This is a genomic window from Pseudomonas sp. (genome assembly GCF_035277045.1).
Classification (GTDB): Bacteria; Pseudomonadota; Gammaproteobacteria; order Pseudomonadales; family Pseudomonadaceae; genus Aquipseudomonas.
This window is the reverse complement of record NZ_DATELE010000166.1, coordinates 1-3771: the sequence shown is the minus strand read 5'-3', so window position 1 is coordinate 3771 and position 3771 is coordinate 1. Positions and strand designations below refer to the sequence as shown.

Annotated in this window: 3 protein-coding genes and 2 pseudogenes; 3 read left to right on the top strand and 2 right to left on the bottom strand. The window is 60.1% G+C overall.

Going from position 1 to position 3771, the window contains the following annotated elements; all coding sequences use genetic code 11:
* Positions 1 to 4 precede the first annotated feature (4 nt).
* On the top strand, positions 5 to 157 hold the full coding sequence (locus VJS90_RS08030) for an extracellular solute-binding protein (RefSeq protein WP_324120769.1): 153 nt from the start codon (positions 5 to 7) through the stop codon (positions 155 to 157).
* 334 nt (positions 158 to 491) lie between these two features.
* Here the strand turns inward: VJS90_RS08030 and VJS90_RS08025 are convergent.
* Positions 492 to 1586: pseudogene (locus VJS90_RS08025) on the bottom strand (tartrate dehydrogenase).
* Between the two features lie 95 nt (positions 1587 to 1681).
* Here VJS90_RS08025 and VJS90_RS08020 point away from each other — a divergent pair.
* Complete coding sequence (locus tag VJS90_RS08020; RefSeq protein WP_324120767.1) at positions 1682 to 2581, top strand: LysR substrate-binding domain-containing protein; 900 nt, start codon at positions 1682 to 1684, stop codon at positions 2579 to 2581.
* A gap of 63 nt (positions 2582 to 2644) precedes the next feature.
* Here VJS90_RS08020 and VJS90_RS08015 read toward each other — a convergent pair whose 3' ends face one another.
* A complete protein-coding gene (locus tag VJS90_RS08015; protein WP_324120765.1) occupies positions 2645 to 2956 on the bottom strand; it encodes a hypothetical protein in 312 nt (103 codons plus the stop codon).
* Between the two features lie 285 nt (positions 2957 to 3241).
* On the opposite strand from VJS90_RS08015, the pseudogene VJS90_RS08010 reads away from it, so the two are divergent.
* Positions 3242 to 3771 (top strand): annotated as a pseudogene (locus VJS90_RS08010) (pyocin); the annotation flags it as partial.

Sequence of the window (3771 nt, the reverse complement as noted above, 5' to 3'; positions counted from 1 at the left end):
CACCGTGCTGGCGTATCGCACCGATGCCTTCGACAAAGCCAGCGCGCCAAAGACCTGGGCCGACTTCTGGAACACCGACAAGTATCCGGGCGAGCGTTCGCTGCGCAACCTGCCGCGTCCGACGCTGGAGATCGCCTTGCTCTGGGCTTCCTGGTAGGCGCCGCCCTGGGACACGAAGGTGATCGAGCCTTCTGCCTGGGCCAGCGCGGCGCTGCCGATCAGCAGGGCGAAGGTGGTAAGTTGCAGAGCGCGTAGCGTGGATATTGTCATGTGCAAAACTCCCATTCGGATGTGGGCAGGTGCAGGAGGCGAGCAGGGACGGTCTTGTTGGGCCGTTGGGTGAATGACCCCTCGGTCTAATGTACCGGCAGGGCCCAGGCGCAAGGGCGCACAAATAGGCACTGCGAAAGTGGTTTATTGCAAAAACCGAGGGGTTGACGGCATATCGTGCGTAGAAGGCTCTAGGACAAGGGTTTCAAGAGGAATAGCCCTCAGTCGATCCGCGCGAGCGCTTCGCTGATGGCGAGCCCCACTTGCCGAGTCGACAGCTTGCCGCCCATGTCCGGGGTGACCGTCCCTTCGGCGATGACCGCTTCGATGGCCTTGAGCATGTCGTCGTGGGCGCGTTGATATCGCTCATCCCCCTGGCCCAGGAACTCCAGCATCATCGCGCCCGACTAGATCATGGCGATGGGGTTGGCGATATTCTTGCCGAAAATATCCGGCGCAGACCCATGCACCGGCTCGAACAGCGACGGGAAATTGCGTTCCGGGTTCAGGTTGGCCGACGGCGCGATGCCGATGGTGCCCGCACAGGCCGGGCCCAGGTCGGACAGGATGTCGCCGAACAGGTTGGACGCGACCACCACATCGAAGCGCTCCGGCTGCAGCACGAAGCGAGCGCAAAGGATGTCGATGTGTTGTTTATCCCAGGTGACGGATGGGTAGTGGGCCGCCATCGCTTCGGTGCGTTTGTCCCAGTAGGGCATGCTGATGGCCATGCCGTTGGACTTGGTGGCCGAGGTGACATGCTTGCGGTCGCGCTTCTCGGCGAGGTCAAACGCGTATTTGAGAACACGGTCGACGCCGCGCCGGGTGAAGATGGATTCCTGAATGACGAACTCGTTTTCGGTGTTCTCGAACATGATGCCGCCGATTGACGAGTACTCGCCCTCGGTGTTTTCCCGCACCACCACGAAGTCGATGTCGCCGACCTTGCGGTTGGCCAGGGCGCACGGCACGCCCGGGAACAGACGCACGGGGCGGATGTTCACGTACTGGTCGAATTCGCGGCGGAACTTGAGCAGAGAGCCCCAAAGGGAAATGTGGTCGGGCACCTTGTCGGGCCAGCCGACCGCACCGAAGTAGATGGCGTCGTACTGCTTGAGCTGCTCGGCCCAGTTGTCGGGCATCATCTTGCCGTGTTGCAGGTAGTAGTCGCAATTTGCCCATTCGAAGGTCTCGAACTGCAGCGCCAAGCCATGCTTTTGCGCCACGGCTTCCAGTACCCGGATGCCTTCGGGCAGCACTTCGAGGCCGATGCCGTCGCCTGGGATGGCGGCGATGCGGAAGGTTTTTTGTGTCATGGCGGGGGTGCTCTATGCGATGTGAGGAAGCACTAGGCTAATCTTATTCAAATCGGACAAAATCAGCGTCCCTGTGGAAACTTGGTTTCTTATTCGTGAACAATCTGCCCAGTCTGCATGACCTGAAAGTCTTCCTGTTGGTCGCGCGACGTTTCAGCTTCACTGCCGCCGCGGACGAGATCGGCATGTCCCCGGCATTTGTCAGCAAACGCATTCGGGCCCTGGAGCAAGACCTGAACCTGCGCCTGCTGCATCGCACCACCCGCAGTGTCACGCTGACTGATGATGGCGAGCGGGTTAGCCGCTGGGCGCAGCAGTTGCTGTATCAGGTCAGCCAGCTGGGCGACGAGATCGATGCCTTGCATGGCGAGCCCAAAGGACCGCTGAGGATTGTCAGCAGCCCAGGCCTAGGGCAGCGGATGGTGGCGCCCGCGCTGGCGGAGCTGGCGGTGCGTTACCCGGGCCTGGACATTCGCCTGGACATTCAAGACCGCCTGGTCGACTTGATGGAGGAGGGTGTTGACCTGGACATCCGAGTCGGCAACGACATTTCACCCCATGTGATCGCCAAGCCACTGGCAAAGAACCATCGTGTGCTGTGCGCCATCCCGGACTACCTGCGGGCGCACGGCACGCCGGCGTCCTTGATGGAGCTGGGTCATCACGATTGCCTGGTGATCAAGGAGCGAGATCATCCGTTCGGCGTGTGGAACCTGACGGGCGCCAAGGGCCCTGAAACTGTGAAGGTTACGGGGAGCCTGTCGACCAACAACGGCGAGATTGCCCGCCAGTGGTGCCTGAACGGGCGCGGCATCTTGCTGCGTTCGATGTGGGATATCAGAAAGGACTTGCAGGCAGGGCGCCTGGTGCACGTGCTTGATGAGTACTTCCAGGCGGCTGACATCTGGGCCGTGCACACCTCGCGCTTGCTGGATTCAGCCAAGGTCAAGGTTACGGTGGATTACCTGGCGGAATATTTTCGACGGCTTTCCTGACGATGCAAACCGAGCGCCAGGACACCGGCACGTCCACGCCGTCCCGGTGTCCAGCAGGAGTACTTAGCGGTTTTTATCCTGTTGCTGCATGTCGCTCTGTCCTTGCTGGCCACCCATGCGGCCAGTGTCCGAAGGCTTCTGCTTGTCGGTCAGCTTCTCTCCGGCTTGCCCGCCCTGGCTGCCAGTATCCCTGGAACGATCCCAGTCCTTGTTCATCTTGTCCTCAGGTTTATGCCCGGATTGCTGTCCACCTTTCTGTTGATTCGACATGTCCTCCCTCGAACCTTGGCCTCCTTTCTGGCCCATTCCCGCTTTGTCACTGTCCATGTTGGTATTGCCGCCTTGACTCGCACCCTTGTCTTGATTGTTAGCCATGATTGCGTACCTCACGTCAGACACAGGACTCTCTGTGTTCAGTTATGACTTTGGTCGCTGCGGCGCTATCCATTTGGTATAGGGATTTCCGACAGAGCGCATTGGCGGCAGCGGGGCAGTTTATTTCTTTACCAAAATCTGGGGGTCGTTTTTCAGGAAGGGAGAGGCGTGAGTTTGCCCAGACGCTAATCGAGTACGGGAAATTTCCCTCGCGCTCATAGGATCGGTCTGATTGAGCTGCTCCGAAGGCTCCCCATAGAGTTCTGGGAACCACAAGGAGCGCGAATGAAAAAGCTCGGTTTTCCAGACACGCCAGACTCGATTCCATCTTCTGCGCCAGACCCTGTGCAGATCGCCAGAAAAACAAAGGAGGCGCAAGAGGCCCATGCCAGGGCCGTTGCCGCCAACGAAAGAAACGAGCAAGCCGCCGAAGCCCGGTGGAGGGCAATCCAGGAGAGGGAAGAAGCCCCACGGGTCGGCTATGTCTTCGCCAAATCGTGCGCGCTTCCTGACGGGATGATCAATCACAACAACAGCCGTGGCTTCGTGCCGTTGGAGTCGTTGCAACAGTACGGCATGTACGGCGTGCTGGCCTCGGCTGGCGCGGTATCTCCCCTGGGCACGCCGCTGAGCTGGGTCGGCGGTTCTGGCAGTGCCTCGGCGGTGGCTAAACGGTTGATGGGCCAGGTGGCAGTAAGGGCGCCTCTTCCGGTTAAGGTAGTTGTCGCCGTGTTGATGCCCAACACAACCTCCGCCGACAGTGCGTTCTATTCGTCCGAGCAATACGCCGAGCTGACCAAGGGCAACACACGAGC